We start from the raw sequence: 17,203 nt of genomic DNA, 5'->3' as shown, positions 1-17,203 counted from the left end.
TATGACCGTTATGGAGATTAATATTAATGAACAGTATAAGCGGAGTCCGTTGATGAGCTACTTACTTCAACATCATCTTCCTCTTCGTCTTCATCATTTTCACTTTCTTGTTTTTCACCATACAAGAAACCATTATTAAAAATTTCACTGACCACTTCAGCCGATTGTTCTTCCGCTTTTTGTAAGAACAGATCGAATTGATTAAGTGAGATCCCAGATGCAACGGGGAATGACTGGCAAAAAACTAATTTAGGTAAATTGTCATCACTAATTTCTAAAAATGTTTTAATAAATAAAGAGCTGGCATTAATTTGGCTAAGATTAGCCATTAAAGGCACTATTGCTGAAGGTTTTAATTCAGCGATAGCGGTAAATACAAGTACCTCTTCAAGAATATCAATTTTGGCATCAAAAATGCCACTGATATATTGAAGATGTGGTAAATGTAACGCCTGACAAGAGTCACATTCATAATAAGCAATCTGTAGTTCATCAAGCCAAGATTTTAGCTGATCCAGATCGGGAGTCACAACAGCGTTCATTCAAATAACCTTTACGCGCTAAAAAAAGAGTGCCTTTTGGCATTAAACCTATTTTGCCACTTTTTCTATCTTGAAGGCACTAATAAATGGAGAAACTAAGAAAATTAAGCCAATTTATACATTGGATTTTCTTCGTCTTTAATCCATTGTTGAGAAAAAACAGTACACTATTCTTCGTTATTCTCTTTTTTCTTTTTATTATCCGTGGCTTTATTATCAATACCTAAGAAGGTTAAACGATAGATCGCACGCCATACAATATGAATGGCAGGTGGGATCATACAAATCACCCCAAGTATCACTAGCGTCACTTGCCCTGTATAAGTTCCTAGCCATTGCGGGGAAGTGATATATTGATTGATATATAAATAAGCAATCACTAACAAAATAATCCCAATGACCTCAATGATAATGATGGGCGTTGGCATATCTGACAGTGATTTCATATCCCGTTTAGACGATTTTTCCATATTTTCTCCGCTAAATGCTACGTTGCAGTCCTATCTCATTATTCGGCAAATTGGTATAATTTATTACACTAAAAGGCAATAACTGTTTTTGTTTAGCCTAATAAAAGGGCATAGTACCCATTAATAAAGACTATTATGCCTGAATTTTATTTCCTCAATAAGGAGTGTCGTATGTTTGTTGTAATTTTTGGTCGCCCTGGTTGCCCATATTGTGTACGTGCTAAACAACTGGCTGAAACTCTGGCTGAAAAACGTGATGATTTTGACTTTCGCTATGTCGATATTCAGGCCGAAGGAATTACGAAAGCAGACTTATCAAAAACTGTCGGTAAACCTGTTGAAACTGTGCCGCAAATTTTTATTGATGAGAAACACATTGGTGGTTGCACAGATTTTGAAGCTTATGCTAAAGAAAATTTAGGCATCTACAACTAATTTAAAAGCGCTAAAACAACTTATTTTTCAATATGTTTTAGCGCTTTCCTTCTTTCTTTCCCCAGATTCTCTTTTTTATTCTCCTCTTTCCAAAAAAAAATTCTCTTTTTTTTCATTAGTCAGCGAACTTTCTTTCTAACTCAGAGTCTGAATTAGTGCCACTGCTTTTCTTTGATGTCCCCAAATATTGAGGAGCCCGATAGTTTCAACCCCTTTGGTGAAATTACTGTCGGGTTTTTTATTGCCTAAAATTCAACCTCACTCGCCTTGCAATGTCACAATAATACGTCTACGCCCACCATGATTACGATGTTCACCAAGATAAATTCCTTGCCAAGTCCCCAAATTAAGCTCGCCCTGACTAATAGGAATAGTGACACTTTGTCCAAGCAAGCTACTTTTTATATGTGCGGGCATGTCATCACAGCCTTCATAGGTATGAAGATAATAATCTTCTCCCTCTTTTACATTTCGATTAAAGAAACTTTCAAAGTCGCTTCGTACTGTTGAGTCTGCATTTTCATTAATCGTTAATGAAGCCGATGTATGCTGAATAAAAAAATGAGCAATTCCGATTTTGTATTGTCTTAGTTCAGGTAATTCTTGAATCAATACTTGTGTAATTAAGTGAAATCCTCTCGACCTTGCGTTGAGTATGATATTTTTTTGGAACCACATTTTTTATACCTCGTTGAAGATAAGAAAAAAAACAATGTGAGAGTAATACCATAAGTGAAATACTCTTTTTAAGCATACTTTTGTCCAGTTTGAGATAAAACTGACAAATCTTTTAAAAAAGCACAATTAAATAAGAAAAAAACACTTTACCCCTATTACTCACTCATTTACCCTTAAAAACTTGCGTATTATGTATCATAAACATCGCTTATCAGCACGACATGTATGGAGCCTACTTTGCTGGAACAACTTAATTTAGCCGTATTTTCAATGATGAATGCAACGCCTGCGGCATCTCCTTTCGAAATCGGTATGGCGATAATTATTGCTAAGTACCTTGTTTATCTCTTTCCTTTGTCTTTAGTGTTCTATTGGCTGTGGGGTAATGAAAAATATCTTAATCAGCAAAGAACATTAGTATGTAAAGCTGCTGTTAGCTTAGGTATTGCGCTTTCTATTTCTTGGTTAATTGGTTCAATTGCCCCACACGAGCGTCCTTTTGCAGCCAATATTGGCTATAATTTTCTTGATCATGAAGCGACCCCTTCATTTCCAAGTAACCATGGTACGTTTGTTTTCACTATTGCCTTGGCGTATCTGTTTTGGCATAGCAGCAAACGTATTGGCTATATCATGCTAGGGTTAGGGCTTGCCATTGCATGGACACGTATTTATCTTGGTGTACATTGGCCCATCGATATGGTTGGTGCTTTTATTGTTGCCCTGCTCTCTTGTGGCTTAACTCAGATTTTTTGGTCTAAAGGCGGGAATGTACTCCAAAAATGGGTACAACAGCTTTATCAACTCTGTTTTGCTTATCTTATTCGTAAAGGTTGGACAAAAGCTTAACCTTTCTAATATCGAAAAAGACCACACTTATTGTGGTCTTTTTTATATTTACCTTAAGTAACATCGTTATTCTATATATTAATATATAAATAAAAATATTCTCTATTATTATATTATTTGTCCAAGAAATATAGGTGTTGTTATTTTAATCAAAATGAAAATTTTATATTCATCTTATAATAATGCAGCATGTTCAGTTATTAACAAATTTATTGTCGTAATAATAAACAATATTCTACTTATGCTTGAAATATTGCCATATTCATTTCATAGAATAAAAGAAAGTCATTAATAAATAATCATATCCTCATATTTTCATATTCATTTCCCTACTTTTATACACAATCTTATTAAAATAATTAATTAATATATATCAATAACATACAATGTTATCACAATGTTTTAATTGTGAATAAAAATAACCTAATTGATTTAAATCATTTATTTAATAAGAAATAAAAAAAACAAAAATTAATCATTAACATGTGAACATTTTAATATTTAACTTTCTTTTTTATTACTATTAAAAATGGAAAAGTATTTCAAAATGTATTAAAAACCTCATTAAAAACACAAAATATAAAAAATGTTACATTTTTAGGTTTTTCAGTTATATTTAGCATTTGAGATGGTGATCACGGTAGTTTATCCTGAAAAACACTATATTCTGCACCTCTTAAGTCTGGATATAAACTTATCGAATATTTTTTCAAATTTTAGAAGAGCTTAATTCTTTTGAAATTTAAAGATTTTTAGTTTGTGGTAATTGAAGATATTGAGATAACACCAGGTACTCAATGCACTCATTTATTCATAATTAAATTTATGCTGTGATTATTTCTATTATGAAGAAATACAATCACGCACTTATTTTTATTCATTATTTTATTTACCGCATTATTTCGGAGAGTATTATGGATACAACCAAAGCTGGTTCTATCGCATCAGGTAACACCCAAGGTGATTACAAAGCATGGCGTAAGTCAGACACAGTATGGATGTTAGGTTTATACGGCACAGCGATTGGTGCTGGCGTTTTATTTTTACCTATCAATGCAGGGATTGGTGGTTTGATTCCCCTGTTTATCATGTTAATTCTTGCGTTTCCAATGACCTTCTTTGCACACCGTGGTATGTGTCGCTTTGTGTTATCAGGTAAAAACCCAGGTGAAGATATTACAGAAGTTGTTGAAGAACACTTTGGTAAAACAGCCGGTAAACTGATCACTCTGCTCTATTTCTTTGCAATTTATCCTATTTTGTTGGTTTATAGTGTTGCTATTACTAATACTGTAGAAAGCTTTATTGTGAACCAAATGCACATGGCAGCACCACCTCGTGCAATTTTATCATTGGTACTGATTATCGGTATCATGTCGATTATTCGCTTTGGTGAACAAGCTATCGTTAAAGCAATGAGCGTACTGGTGTTCCCGTTTGTTGCAGTCTTGATGGTGTTGGCTCTGTATCTTATTCCAGAGTGGAACAGTGCAGTCCTTGATACACTTTCTTTTGATCATGCAACAACCTCAGGTATGGGCCAAGGCCTATTAGTCACTCTGTGGTTAGCAATTCCAGTAATGGTGTTCTCTTTCAACCACTCACCAATCATCTCTGCGTTCGCAGTTGCAAAACGTGAAGAATACGGTGAAAACGCAGAAAAAAAATGTTCACGCATTTTAGCTTATGCGCACATTATGATGGTTATCACTGTTATGTTCTTCGTGTTTAGCTGTGTATTTAGCTTAACTCCAGAAAATTTAGCAGAAGCAAAAGCGCAAAACATCAGTATTCTGTCTTACCTTGCTAACCATTTTGAAGCCCCTGTTATCGCTTATATTGCACCTTTCATTGCTTTTGTTGCGATTACAAAATCATTCTTAGGTCACTACTTAGGTGCTCGTGAAGGTTTCAACGGTTTAATCATCAAATCACTGCGTGAAAAAGGGAAAACAATCGAGAAAGATCGTTTAAACAAAATCACTGCCCTGTTTATGCTGGTGACAACGTGGATCGTTGCAACGTTAAACCCAAGTATCTTAGGTATGATTGAAACATTAGGTGGCCCAGTTATCGCAATGTTACTGTTCCTGATGCCAATGTATGCAATCCGTAAAGTACCCGCGATGAAGAAATATGAAGGCCATATCAGCAACGTATTCGTTGTAATCATGGGTCTTATCGCAATCTCAGCAGTTTTCTATAGCTTAATTAACTCGTTAGTGGGCTAATAAGGCGTCTGATGGCGGCTTTCTTAACAAGGAGTCGCCATCACAGCGTTAGACTTCAAAACTGACACTTATCACTCTAATAATCACACAGTTACGCCTTTAAATTAATTAGGGAGGCGAATATTATGGTTAGCGTCTTTGATATTTTTAAAATTGGTATCGGTCCTTCAAGCTCACACACTGTAGGCCCAATGAAAGCAGGTAAAGAATTTGTCGATATCCTTGCTGACAAAAATCTTCTCTCTTCAGTTTCCCGCGTTATCGTTGATGTTTACGGCTCTTTATCTTTAACAGGTAAAGGCCATGCAACCGATATTGCAATTATTATGGGATTAGCAGGAAATTTACCAGATACCGTCGATATAGATTCTATCACTCCATTTATTAAGCAAGTGGAAGCCACAGGTCGCTTGATGCTGGCAAATGGCATTAAAGAAGTCGATTTTCCCGTTGATGGTGGTATGAATTTCCATAAAAGCAATTTACCCCTCCATGAAAATGGCATGACTATCACCGCTTATAATGGTGAACAAGTTCTGTTGAAAAAAACCTATTATTCTATTGGTGGTGGTTTTATTGTTGATGAAGAGCATTTTGGTCAACCCGAAGAAAATGCGGTTCAAGTTCCTTATCCTTACCAATATGCAGCTGATTTACGCCGCCATTGTAAAGAAACAGGCCTCTCGTTATCAGCATTAGTGATGCAAAATGAATTAGCATTACGAAATAAAGAAGCGATATCCGCCCATTTTGCTGCTGTTTGGGATGTCATGAAGTCGGGTATTGAACGGGGTGTCAATACCGAAGGCTTATTACCAGGACCACTGCGTGTACCACGTCGTGCCTCTGCCTTACGTCGTATGTTGGTAACTGAAGATAAAACGACGACAGATCCTATGACTGTTGTTGACTGGATCAACATGTTTGCGCTTGCCGTTAATGAAGAGAATGCAGCAGGTGGGCGTGTTGTGACAGCACCAACAAATGGAGCATGTGGCATCATTCCTGCGGTACTTTCTTACTATGATAAATTCATTCGCCCTGTAAATGAAAACTCTTACAGTCGCTTTTTCTTAGTCGCGGGTGTCATTGGTTCACTTTATAAAATGAATGCATCTATCTCAGGTGCTGAAGTCGGTTGCCAAGGTGAAGTAGGTGTTGCTTGCTCAATGGCCGCTGGGGCATTAACAGAACTTCTAGGGGGTAGTCCAGAGCAAGTCTGTATCGCGGCTGAAATAGCAATGGAACATAACTTAGGATTAACCTGTGATCCTGTCGCAGGACAAGTACAAGTCCCTTGTATTGAACGTAATGCTATTGCTGCAGTGCAGGCTGTAAACTCATCTCGCATGGCTTTACGCCGAGTTAGTGACCCTCGTATTTGTTTGGATAAAGTGATCGAAACCATGTACGAAACAGGCAAAGACATTAATTCTAAGTATCGTGAAACCTCCCAAGGCGGATTAGCTATAAAAGTGTCCTGTGACTAAGCTTAAGAGGATCAAATAAAGATAATTATTATCGATAAGGCGCTGATATTAGTGCCTTTTTTTGTAAGAAAAATAAATGATATTTGCTCTCTCTTTTAATACTACCTTTTGTCTGAGATTAAAGTACTATTCTTCGTTAAAATAAGAGCCTGATAAAAAGGGAGTGCGATCAAGGGTAATATGTCTTGAGAAAAATAAATTAAGTGATATTGCAATGCGTACGTTGTCTACAGCTGAATAATCACAAATTAATCAATCTATTGCCATATTTAGATTATTAGCTACAGTTGATAAGTAAAGATAACTAGAGACATCATAAAACGGGATAAAAGAGAACTAAAATGAAATCAGACATTCAAATCTCCCAAGAAGCACACCTCTTACCTATTCAGGATATTGCAGAAAATTTAAATATTGATCAAGACGATATCGAGTTTTATGGCAAATACAAAGCTAAATTTAGTCACAGTATTTGGTCGAAAATCACAGCAAGAAAACAGGGAAAATTAGTTTTAGTTACGGCGATTAATCCCACACCAGCAGGTGAAGGTAAAACAACGGTTACTGTTGGTCTAGGTCAAGCACTTAATCATATTGGAAAAAATGCCATTATTGCCTTACGAGAGCCTTCTTTAGGCCCTTGTTTTGGTATTAAAGGCGGCGCCACTGGCGGTGGTTATTCACAAGTTGCTCCAATGGAAGATCTTAACCTTCATTTTACGGGCGATTTTCATGCGATTACATCAGCAAACAACTTACTGGCCGCCATGCTTGATAATTCCATTTATCAAGGTAATCCTTTAAATATCGATCCTAAGAAAATTGTGTTTAAACGCTGTATGGATATGAACGATCGCGCTCTACGTCATATTGTTGTGGGATTAGGTGGCGAAAAAGACGGTATTACAAGAGAAGATAACTTTGTAATTACTGTCGCCTCTGAAATTATGTCTATCCTTTGTTTAGCTGAAGATATTGACGATTTAAAACAAAGGCTTGCTCGTATTATTGTCGCTTATTCTTATAATGGAAACCCCATCACAGCCGATGATCTGCAAGCAGTAGGTGCAATGGCAAGCTTACTAAAAGAGGCTATTAACCCTAATTTAGTACAAACTCTTGAGAATACACCCGCCATTATTCATGGTGGTCCTTTTGCGAATATTGCTCATGGATGTAATAGCGTTAGAGCAACAAAATTAGCACTTCAACTTGCCGATATTACAGTAACAGAAGCCGGTTTTGGTGCTGATTTAGGGGCTGAAAAATTCTTTGATATTAAATGTCGTATCAGTGGGTTACGCCCTGATTGTGCCGTCATTGTTGTCACCACAAAAGCATTAAAATATAACGGTGGGTTAGGTAAAAACGAATGGAATAATGAAGATTTAATTGCGCTGGAAAAAGGCATTGTAAATCTCGAAAAACATATTGAAAACCTTAAAAAATATGGCTTACCCGTTATTGTTTCACTTAATGCCTATGTTACTGACAGTGTTGCAGAACATCAATTTATTGCCAAATTTTGCCAAGAAAAGGATTGTCGCTTCGCGATGACCCACGTCTGGGAAAAAGGAGGCAAAGGGGGGATTGAGTTAGCCAATCAAGTTATTGATACACTTAAACATGAACCAAGCCAATTTCAATTAATTTACCCTGATAATGCCTCACTTAGTGAAAAAATCGACATTGTTGCAAAAGATATTTATGGAGCAAATGGTGTGACTTATAGCCAAGATGCACGCAATATGTTGGAAAAAATAGAAAATATGGGGTTTGGCCATTTTCCTGTATGTATGGCAAAAACACAATATTCACTCTCAGATAATCCAACTTTATTAGGGCGCCCTACTGATTTTACGATAAATGTACGTGAAGTATACGTATCTGCGGGTGCTGGCTTTGTTGTTGCGTTAACAGGCACTATTACCACTATGCCAGGATTACCGAAAACGCCAGCAGCCATTACGGTTGATATTAATAATCGAGGCAAGATTGATGGGCTTATTTAAATTCTAAAGTCTATAACTCTTTATTTCAGTAAATATAAAAAAATCCGTAATCGTCATTCTAATTACGGATTTTTTATACAAAAACGATAGTTAGTCTTTCTTTATGGGTGAAAAACTCAGTAACGCGTTGATAAAACCATTATTGATAATTTTAACCAAAAATAGCGTTAAACCAGCCTGATACTGTTTTAGCCACAAAGTCCCAGATACGACTAAAGAATCCACCTTCTTCAACCGCTTCTTTTACCACTAATGGACGCTGTTCAATCACTTCATCATTTAATAAAAAGTTAACGGTACCCACCACCTGATTTTTAGCTAATGGTGCTTCTAATACAGGATTAGTTAAAGTAAATGATGCTTTCAAATTTTTCAGTTCACCTTTAGGAATAGTGATTGAGGCATCATTCGCAACACCTAAAGCCACTTCGCCTTTATCACCGTACCATACTTTTTGCGTTGTGAGTGGCGCATTCTCTTTTACTGGTGTCACTGTTTCAAAAAAGCGGAACCCCCACCCCAATAATTTTTCACTTTCAGCAAAACGAACTTTATCTGATGGTGTTCCTAAAACAACGGCAATTAAACGCATATCGCCTTCAGTAGCCGAAGAAACGAGGTTATAGCCTGCGCCATTAGTGTGACCCGTCTTTACACCATCGACATTCATATTTTTATTCCACAATAGCCGATTGCGATTTGGCTGACGAATATTGTTGAATGTAAATTCTTTTTCTTTATGAATTTCGTATTCGGCTGGAACATCACGGATCATCGCTGTAGTTAGCAAAGCCATATCTTGCGCTGTTGTATATTGCCCGTCAGAATCTAATCCATGTACTGTTTTAAAGTGTGTGTTTTTTAAACCAAGATTATTGGCATAAGAGTTCATTAAATCAACAAAGGTTTCTTGACTGCCCGCGACATGCTCAGCTAATGCAATACTGGCATCATTGCCCGATTGAATAACCATACCACGATTTAAATCAATCACTTTCACTTGATCACCCGGTTTTAAGAACATCAATGATGATCCTTTCAATACCGGATTACCTGTTGCCCATGCATTACGTCCAACAATCACCATATCGTCTGGTGACATGCGCCCTTCTTTAATAGCCTGTCCAACGACATAGCTACTCATAATTTTTGTCAGACTGGCGGGATCTAAACGCTCATCAGGTTTTTCTGATGCCAGAATTTTTCCGCTGTTGTAATCCATTAGCACATAAGATTTAGCCTCTATTTGAGGAGGTACAGGATTATTTACCGCAAATGAAGGACTAGAAATAATTAGCAGTAAACCCATTCCCGCGGTAACCTTACCCAGAACAGATGGAATATTTTTTTTCATTACCGATCACCCTTTTATATCAATTTGTTAAAGCTTTCCTACTATATGGCTTTCTGGAATAAGACGCCAACATTGATATATAGAGATTTATCTTATATTCATGTTTAGCGCCCTATAGAGGGAATTTTTATTACTTATCGTGGTTTAGGAGACCTTTATGTTAAAAGTCTGGGGTAGAAAAAACTCATCTAACGTTAAAAAAGTGCTTTGGTGCTTAAAAGAGTTAAATGTTTCTTATGAGCAAATTGATGTTGGGGGCCCATTTGGCGGACTCAATGAAGCAAATTATTTAGCAATGAATCCCAATGCTTCTATCCCAACATTACAAGATGATGACTTTGTGTTATGGGAGTCTAATACCATTATTCGTTATTTATGCTCAAAATATGAGAATAATGCACTCTATCCAATTGACCCTAAACAACGAGCAAATGTAGAAAAATGGATGGATTGGTCAAATGGCAGCCTATTTTCACCCATTCAACAAATGATGATAATGATTGTTCGTACACCTAAAGAGCAACAGAACCCCGAGCTTGTTGAAGCATTAAAAGAAAAGCTTAACAAACTGATAAAAATTGCAGATAACCAACTGGCAAAAACACCTTATTTTGCAGGTGATATGCTTTCTCTTGCTGATATTGCTATCGCACCATTGGTGTATCCATGGCTTGAAGTTTGCAAAGATAGACCTCACTTTCCTCATATTGAGCGGTGGTTTGCACAATTAAGTGAGCGATCTATATTCCGTGATATCGTATTACTGCCAGTTAATTAATTCATCGGCATTTTGTCGGGGTCTGGATAGTGGTAATGAAATCCAAGATCCCGACAAATTTCCTGACCATCAATTTCACGAATTAAAGGTTTATCTTCATCGGCAAACTCTGGCGGAATAAGTTCAAGCTGAGTTGAAACCCTAGCGTAAAAATCTTTCTTTTTAGGATGAATTGGCGCACATAAATTATATAAATGTCCCCCTTCATTCTGCGCAAGCAGTTGTTCAACCGCAAAAATGACATCATCTAAATGCACTAAATTGACGCTTTGGTGCGCGCCTTTTACCTGTTTTTTCCCTGATAAAAAACGTCCTGCATGACGACCGGGACCCACTAACCCGGCCAATCGAAGAATATCAACGGTTGTCAACGGTAAACGATGTAACCAGTTTTCAACTTCAGCTAACATTTTTGCTGATTGTGTTTCTGGTTTGATATCCATTTCTTCTGTGATATTACCCGTTTGATTGCCATATACTGAAGTCGAACTAATATAAATCACTCTGGTTACATGGCGTGACATTGCGCTATCCACTAGCGTTTGAATGGCTTCAACATAATCATAACCGCCACCAGCAGCGCTAGGAGGTAATGTGATAATAAGAACGTCTGTTTCCAATAAGTAATCAAAATCATCTCTATCACATTCAATTGCAGGTGTTAAATTCACTAAACAGCAATCAACGCCACTCATTCTTGCTGCTTCTACGCCATCTTCGGTGGTTTTAGTCCCTTTAACTTGGTAGCCTGCATCACGTAATGCAGCGGCAAGTGGTAAACCTAACCAACCTAATCCAACGATGGTTATTCGTTTCATTTTGCTCCCCTACTTAAATGGCTTATTCAAAGTATGCTATAAAATTTAGGTTTCGCCATTACCTATAAATACTACTTATATTTTGCCAGTTTTTACTATACCTCTATATACTCGCTCACTTATCGCATTAAGTAAATAAGAGAAATATTTAAATAGCATTAAAAACAAAAGGTTACAAAATAATTAAATTATTATTAAAATATAGGTTGCTTTTTACTTTGCAAATCATGTAGGTTGAAAGGCAGACAAATTCCAAATGCGTGTGACTAAATACAAATTAATAGTAACGGGCATTATTAAATAACGAATAGTGTATTAGCTAGGAAAATAATCATGTATAGCATTCAACTAAACCACCATCATCACCATCACCCTGACTAGTCTTTCAGGCGATGAGTGCTGGAAGACGTTTAAGAAACGCTTCCGGTGGTCTGAATGCAGACAAATAACAAAAACCCCGGAAGGCAACTTCCGGGGTTTTTTTATAGCTAATTTTCAATCAAAAATTAAGACAAGGATAGGGTGACATTATGTTAGATAAAGCAAGATTAAGAATTGCAATGCAAAAATCAGGCCGTTTAAGTGACGAGTCTCGTGCCCTTTTAGCACGCTGTGGTATCAAAATTAACTTAAACCAACAGCGCCTAATTGCTTACGCTGAAAATATGCCAATCGATATTTTACGTGTTAGAGATGACGATATTCCTGGTTTAGTTATGGACGGTGTTGTTGATTTAGGGATTATTGGCGAAAATGTATTAGAAGAAGAATTATTAAAACGTCGTTCACAAGGTGAAAACCCAAGCTATGTAACATTACGCCGCCTCGATTTTGGAGGTTGCCGTTTATCTCTTGCGACACCTGTCGATTTTAACTATCAAGGTACAGAGTGCCTTAATAACACTCGTATCGCGACATCCTACCCTAATCTATTAAAACGCTACTTAGACCAAAAAGGGATTGCCTTTAAATCATGCCTATTAAATGGCTCAGTTGAAGTCGCACCTCGTGCGGGTCTTGCTGACTCAATTTGTGACTTAGTCTCAACCGGTGCAACACTTGAAGCAAACGGCTTGAAAGAAGTCGAAGTTATTTATCGTTCAAAAGCGTGCTTAATTCAACGTGATGGTGAAATGGATACCGATAAGCAAGCTCTTATCGACCGCTTACTGACACGTATTCAAGGTGTTATCCAAGCTCGTGAATCAAAATACATTATGTTACACGCACCTAGTGATTGTCTTGAAGATGTCATTGCACTGCTCCCCGGTGCCGAAAGACCCACTATTCTACCGCTTGCTGGCGATCAAAATCGTGTTGCTATGCATATGGTCAGCAGTGAAACCCTGTTCTGGGAAACAATGGAAAAACTTAAAGCATTAGGTGCAAGTTCAATTCTTGTTTTACCAATAGAAAAAATGATGGAATAAGGTGAAATAATGAAAACGGGTTTTAATACATTAACTTACTGGAATGAATGTACGCAAGAGCAGCAACAAGCGCTATTAACTCGCCCTGCTATTTCGGCATCCGGTTCCATTACAGAACAAGTCGCTGGCATTATTTCACAGGTACGTAATGACGGGGATAAAGCGCTTAAAGCACTCAGTCAGAAATTCGATAAGACAGCGCCAGAAAGTGTATTGGTGCCAAAAGCGCAAGTTGATGAAGCCACAGCAAGACTTAATAACGAAATAAAACAGGCAATAGCGCAGGCGATGAATAATATTCGCCGTTTTCATGAAGCTCAAATACCTAACACCATCGAAGTGGAAACTCAGCCTGGCGTATTTTGCCAGCAAGTAAGCCGACCGATTAATGCGGTAGGACTTTATATCCCAGGGGGATCAGCGCCCTTACTTTCAACCGTCATGATGTTAGGTATCCCAGCGCGTATTGCAGGTTGTCGCAAAGTTATTCTATGCTCGCCCCCTCCTATTGCTGATGAAATTTTATATATCGCACAACAAATTGGTATTGATGAAATATTCCAAGTGGGTGGCGCGCAGGCGATTGCAGCAATGGCGTTTGGTACAGAATCTATCCCTAAAGTAGATAAAATTTTTGGCCCCGGTAATGCTTATGTTACGGAAGCCAAACGTCAAGTCAGCCAATCGCTACAAGGTGCAGCTATTGATATGCCAGCAGGCCCTTCAGAAGTTTTGGTGATTGCTGATGCAGATGCAAATCCGGCCTTTATTGCTGCTGACTTACTGTCGCAAGCAGAGCATGGCCCTGATTCACAAGTCGTATTATTAACCCCAGATGAAACATTAGCCAAAGCCGTTATTGCTGAAACGGAAACACAACTTACTCAATTAAGTCGCGCTGAAATTGCCAAACAAGCTTTAGCTGAAAGTCGAGTCATTATTACTCGCGATCTCGATCAATGCATTGAAATCAGTAACAGTTATGGCCCTGAACACTTAATTATTCAAACCAATGATGCTGATGCGCGTGTTGACAGTATTACCAGTGCTGGTTCTGTATTTCTGGGTGCTTGGTCACCTGAATCTGCGGGAGATTATGCTTCTGGTACTAATCACGTTCTACCAACTTATGGTTATACATCAACCTATTCAAGCCTAGGTTTAGCCGATTTTATGAAGCGTATGACCGTACAAAAACTCACGGCACAAGGTTTATCTGATTTAGCACAAACTATTGAAATATTAGCGCAAGCTGAACAATTAACGGCTCATAAAAATGCGGTCACACTTCGTGTTAATGCTTTGGCTCAGGGGAAAAAATAACGATGAAAAATGAATTTGATATCACCACACTTGCCCGAAAAAATGTACGTGAGTTAACACCTTATCAGTCTGCAAGGCGTTTAGGGGGTAATGGTTCAGTTTGGTTAAATGCAAATGAATACCCTGTTGCACCTGAATTTACTTTTAATGAAAAAAATTTAAACCGTTACCCTGAGTGTCAGCCTGTTAATGTCATTAATCGTTATGCCGCATATGCAGGTGTTAATCCAAATCAAGTCTTAGTTAGCCGTGGTGCAGATGAAGCCATTGAACTGCTTATTCGTGCTTTTTGCGAGCCTGGTAAAGATGCTGTGCTTTATTGTCCGCCGACTTACGGTATGTATAGCGTTAGTGCAGAAACCTTTGGTATAGAACAACGTGTTATTCCTGCCCTTGCTGATTGGAGTCCTGATGTTAAAACAATGGCATCACAGCTTGATAATGTAAAACTCATCTATCTTTGTAGCCCTAATAATCCAACCGGAAACATTGTTAATCCTTCACTGATTCGTGATGTATTGGCACTGGCTAAAGGAAAAGCTATTGTTGCAGTTGATGAAGCGTATATTGAGTTCTGCCCACAAGCCTCGATCATTTCATGGCTTGAAGAGTATCCGAATTTAGTCATTTTGCGAACCTTATCGAAAGCATTTGCTTTAGCTGGGCTGCGTTGTGGATTTACGCTTGCCAATCCCCCAGTTATTGAATTATTACTAAAAGTCATCGCACCGTACCCGCTTTCGACACCTGTTGCAGATATTGCTGCGCAAGCGTTAACAGAAGCAGGTATTGAGATAATGAAAAAACGAGTAGCAGAAATTTCTCGCAACAGAGCCATTTTATCTGATTCGTTAAAAAAACTGCCTAATGTTGAACAGGTTTATAACAGTGAAACCAACTATATTTTAGTGAAATTCACTGATGCCAATCTAGTTTTCCGTACTTTATGGGAGCAAGGGATCATTTTACGCGATCAACAGCGTCAATATGGGCTTAATGGCTGTTTGCGTATTTCTATCGGTACCGCAGAAGAATGTGATAGCGTGATTAATGCCATAAAAAATATTCAAACTGCAAACGTATAAAACATTAAAAACGATAACAACAAAAAATCGCAACTGAGGGATCTCAACCATGAGCCAAAAAATTCTTTTTATTGACCGTGATGGTACTTTAATCACTGAGCCACCAACAGATTACCAAGTTGATAGACTTGATAAACTAGCCTTTGAAAATGGCGTGATCCCCGCACTTACTGCTCTGCAAAAGGCGGGTTATAAACTCATTATGATCACAAATCAGGACGGATTAGGCACAGAAAGTTTTCCTCAAGCAGATTTCGATCCGCCTCATAATTTAATGATGCAAGTTTTCTCATCTCAAGGGATCTCATTTGATGATGTGTTAATTTGTCCTCATAAACCTGAAGACAACTGCCCTTGTCGCAAACCAGAAACAGGGCTTGTCACCCAGTATTTAGTTGATGGTGCACTAGATAAAGATAACAGCTATGTCATTGGTGATAGACAAACTGATATTCAGTTAGCTGAAAATATGGGTATCAAAGGCCTGTTTTATAATGCTAATGAGCTTAACTGGGCGGTTATCACAGAACAACTCACGAAAAAAGATCGCTATGCTCATGTTGAGCGCAAAACCAAAGAGACAAAAATTGCCATTGATATTTGGCTTGATCGTGAAGGTGATAGCCAAATCAGCACTGGCGTGGGTTTCTTTGATCATATGCTTGATCAAATTGCCACTCATGGTGGTTTTCGTATGAACATCGATGTACAAGGCGACTTAGTGATTGATGATCACCACACGGTTGAAGACACTGGTCTTGCTTTGGGTGAAGCATTACGTGAAGCCTTAGGTGATAAACGCGGTATTGCTCGTTTCGGCTTTACATTACCAATGGATGAATGCCTAGCAAGTTGTGCGTTAGATATTTCTGGTCGTCCACATCTTGAATACAAAGCCGAATTTAAATATCAGCGTGTCGGTGATTTAAGTACAGAGATGATTGAACACTTTTTCCGTTCACTCTCTTACACCATGGGATGCACATTACACCTGAAATCAAAAGGCAAAAACGATCACCACAAAGCTGAAAGCTTATTTAAAGTCTTCGGTCGTACATTACGCCAAGCCATTCGTGTTGAAGGCAATACATTACCCAGCTCAAAAGGTGTACTGTGATGAAAGTGGTTATTCTTGATACAGGTTGTGCCAATTTAGCCTCCGTCGCTTACGCCGTTAAGCGACTCGGTTATGATCCCATTGTTTCCTATGAAAAAAATATTGTGCTATCTGCGGATAAACTCTTTTTACCCGGTGTAGGAACAGCTAAAGCCGCGATGGAACAACTCAAAGCACGCGAGCTAATTCCTCTAATTAAAGCGTTAACGCAACCTGTTTTAGGTATTTGTTTAGGAATGCAAATTTTGGCTTCACTAAGCGAAGAAGGAAAAGGGATCCCTTTATTGGGTTTAGTTGATGGCACTATTGATAAACTTGATACAGCGGGATTGCCATTGCCTCATATGGGGTGGAATCAAGTATTAGCAAAACCTGCTCATCCTCTTTTTCGTGATCTTGGTGACGATGCTTGGTTCTATTTTGTTCATAGTTACGCTTTAGCACTCAATGAATCAACGATTGCTGAAACTGAATACGGCTCGCGTTTTAGTAGTGCCATTCAAAAAGATAATTTTTATGGAGTGCAATTTCACCCAGAGCGTTCAGGAAAAGCTGGTGCTCAACTTATCAAGAACTTTTTGGAGATGTAAC

The 17,203-nt window shown here is 38.0% G+C and carries 16 protein-coding genes and 1 other annotated feature; of the genes, 11 read left to right on the top strand and 5 right to left on the bottom strand.

Annotated elements, in window-relative coordinates; all coding sequences use genetic code 11:
• Window positions 1-23: 23 nt before the first annotated feature.
• On the bottom strand, window positions 24-542 hold the full coding sequence (locus tag INT04_RS00155) for a YbjN domain-containing protein (protein WP_193014162.1): 519 nt from the start codon (window positions 540-542) through the stop codon (window positions 24-26).
• 167 nt (window positions 543-709) lie between these two features.
• Complete coding sequence (locus tag INT04_RS00150) at window positions 710-1,012, bottom strand: YbjC family protein (RefSeq protein ID WP_193014161.1); 303 nt, start codon at window positions 1,010-1,012, stop codon at window positions 710-712.
• Between the two features lie 171 nt (window positions 1,013-1,183).
• On the opposite strand from INT04_RS00150, the gene INT04_RS00145 reads away from it, so the two are divergent.
• Window positions 1,184-1,447, top strand: coding sequence for a GrxA family glutaredoxin (locus tag INT04_RS00145; RefSeq protein WP_193014160.1), 264 nt, complete (start codon window positions 1,184-1,186; stop codon window positions 1,445-1,447).
• 258 nt (window positions 1,448-1,705) lie between these two features.
• Here INT04_RS00145 and INT04_RS00140 read toward each other — a convergent pair whose 3' ends face one another.
• The gene (locus tag INT04_RS00140; protein WP_193014159.1) at window positions 1,706-2,125 is read right to left on the bottom strand and encodes a secondary thiamine-phosphate synthase enzyme YjbQ; all 420 of its coding nucleotides are present in this window, start codon (window positions 2,123-2,125) and stop codon (window positions 1,706-1,708) included.
• Between the two features lie 237 nt (window positions 2,126-2,362).
• On the opposite strand from INT04_RS00140, the gene ybjG reads away from it, so the two are divergent.
• From ybjG to INT04_RS00120, 4 genes are all read left to right on the top strand, one after another.
• Window positions 2,363-2,974 (top strand): undecaprenyl-diphosphate phosphatase, encoded by a 612-nt coding sequence (gene ybjG, locus INT04_RS00135; protein WP_193014158.1) that lies wholly within the window; start codon window positions 2,363-2,365, stop codon window positions 2,972-2,974.
• A gap of 914 nt (window positions 2,975-3,888) precedes the next feature.
• Complete coding sequence (locus INT04_RS00130; protein WP_193014157.1) at window positions 3,889-5,205, top strand: HAAAP family serine/threonine permease; 1,317 nt, start codon at window positions 3,889-3,891, stop codon at window positions 5,203-5,205.
• A gap of 125 nt (window positions 5,206-5,330) precedes the next feature.
• Window positions 5,331-6,695 carry an L-serine ammonia-lyase gene (locus INT04_RS00125; RefSeq protein ID WP_193014156.1) on the top strand — a complete coding sequence of 455 codons (1,365 nt, stop codon included), beginning with the start codon at window positions 5,331-5,333 and terminating at the stop codon, window positions 6,693-6,695.
• Between the two features lie 341 nt (window positions 6,696-7,036).
• Window positions 7,037-8,707, top strand: coding sequence for a formate--tetrahydrofolate ligase (locus INT04_RS00120; RefSeq protein WP_193014155.1), 1,671 nt, complete (start codon window positions 7,037-7,039; stop codon window positions 8,705-8,707).
• A gap of 151 nt (window positions 8,708-8,858) precedes the next feature.
• Here INT04_RS00120 and INT04_RS00115 read toward each other — a convergent pair whose 3' ends face one another.
• Complete coding sequence (locus tag INT04_RS00115) at window positions 8,859-10,061, bottom strand: serine hydrolase (RefSeq protein WP_193014154.1); 1,203 nt, start codon at window positions 10,059-10,061, stop codon at window positions 8,859-8,861.
• Window positions 10,062-10,218: 157 nt separating this feature from the next.
• Between INT04_RS00115 and INT04_RS00110 the strand changes: the two genes are divergently transcribed.
• Window positions 10,219-10,839, top strand: coding sequence for a glutathione S-transferase family protein (locus tag INT04_RS00110; protein ID WP_193014153.1), 621 nt, complete (start codon window positions 10,219-10,221; stop codon window positions 10,837-10,839).
• On the opposite strand, the gene INT04_RS00105 is transcribed toward INT04_RS00110, so the two are convergent.
• Complete coding sequence (locus INT04_RS00105) at window positions 10,836-11,657, bottom strand: SDR family oxidoreductase (protein ID WP_193014152.1); 822 nt, start codon at window positions 11,655-11,657, stop codon at window positions 10,836-10,838. The two genes, INT04_RS00110 and INT04_RS00105, sit on opposite strands and share 4 nt — an antisense overlap.
• Window positions 11,658-12,013: 356 nt before the next feature.
• Window positions 12,014-12,144, top strand: a sequence feature (His leader region).
• Window positions 12,145-12,187: 43 nt separating this feature from the next.
• Between INT04_RS00105 and hisG the strand changes: the two genes are divergently transcribed.
• Genes hisG through hisH form a run of 5 tightly spaced genes read left to right on the top strand, consistent with a single transcriptional unit; the run spans window position 12,188 to window position 17,202 of the window.
• Window positions 12,188-13,087, top strand: a complete 900-nt coding sequence (gene hisG, locus INT04_RS00100; RefSeq protein ID WP_193014151.1) for an ATP phosphoribosyltransferase — start codon at window positions 12,188-12,190, stop codon at window positions 13,085-13,087.
• A gap of 9 nt (window positions 13,088-13,096) precedes the next feature.
• Complete coding sequence (hisD, locus tag INT04_RS00095; protein WP_193014150.1) at window positions 13,097-14,410, top strand: histidinol dehydrogenase; 1,314 nt, start codon at window positions 13,097-13,099, stop codon at window positions 14,408-14,410.
• Window positions 14,411-14,412: 2 nt separating this feature from the next.
• A complete protein-coding gene (gene hisC, locus INT04_RS00090; protein WP_193014149.1) occupies window positions 14,413-15,495 on the top strand; it encodes a histidinol-phosphate transaminase in 1,083 nt (360 codons plus the stop codon).
• A 49-nt stretch (window positions 15,496-15,544) separates the two neighbouring features.
• Window positions 15,545-16,612, top strand: a complete 1,068-nt coding sequence (gene hisB / locus INT04_RS00085) for a bifunctional histidinol-phosphatase/imidazoleglycerol-phosphate dehydratase HisB (protein ID WP_193014148.1) — start codon at window positions 15,545-15,547, stop codon at window positions 16,610-16,612.
• Window positions 16,612-17,202, top strand: a complete 591-nt coding sequence (hisH, locus tag INT04_RS00080) for an imidazole glycerol phosphate synthase subunit HisH (RefSeq protein WP_193014147.1) — start codon at window positions 16,612-16,614, stop codon at window positions 17,200-17,202. The genes hisB and hisH overlap by 1 nt, the downstream gene beginning before the upstream one ends.
• Window position 17,203 lies beyond the last annotated feature (1 nt).

It is taken from the genome of Proteus sp. FME41 (assembly GCF_014897315.1).
In the GTDB taxonomy this organism is placed as follows: Bacteria; Pseudomonadota; Gammaproteobacteria; order Enterobacterales; family Enterobacteriaceae; genus Proteus.
Note: the sequence above shows the minus strand (reverse complement) of the source record. Positions and strands in the feature narration are given on the sequence as shown.